The organism is Parabacteroides sp. CAG:2 (assembly GCF_000436315.1).
Classification (GTDB): Bacteria; Bacteroidota; Bacteroidia; order Bacteroidales; family Tannerellaceae; genus Parabacteroides; species Parabacteroides distasonis.
Genome location: NZ_FR885277.1, coordinates 1 through 525 on the forward strand (window position 1 = coordinate 1; position 525 = coordinate 525).

The 525-nt window shown below is 55.8% G+C and carries 1 rRNA gene; it reads right to left on the minus strand.

The features are described 5' to 3' along the window. Positions 1 to 517, minus strand: a 23S ribosomal RNA gene (locus QVP94_RS06345); the annotation flags it as partial. Between the last annotated feature and the right edge of the window lie 8 nt (positions 518 to 525).

Below are 525 nucleotides of genomic sequence, written 5' to 3' on the forward strand. Positions count from 1 at the left end.
GCTCGGGGTTCTTTTCACCTTTCCCTCACGGTACTGGTTCGCTATCGGTCTCTCGGGAGTATTTAGCCTTACGGGATGGGCCCCGCTAATTCACGCAAGATTTCTCGTGCCCCGCGCTACTCAGGATGCCACTAGGCTTCAATCGTCAGTCGTGTACGGGGTTTTCACCCTCTATGACCGCCTTTTCCAAGGCGTTCCACTTGACTCTATCTTGCCACGTCGTGGTCCTACAACCCCCGTGTCGCCTAGACGACATGGGTTTGGGCTCTTCCGTGTTCGCTCGCCACTACTTACGGAATCATTGTTTATTTTCTCCTCCTATGGGTACTTAGATGTTTCAGTTCCCCACGTTCGCCTCCCTTACGGGATGACAGGCCTTCAGCCTGCCGGGTTGCCCCATTCGGATATCCCGGGATCAAGGGCTATTTGCGCCTCCCCCGGGCTTTTCGCAGCTTATCACGTCCTTCGTCGCCTCCGAGAGCCAAGGCATCCACCGTCTGCCCTTGCTTACTTTCTCTCACCTCG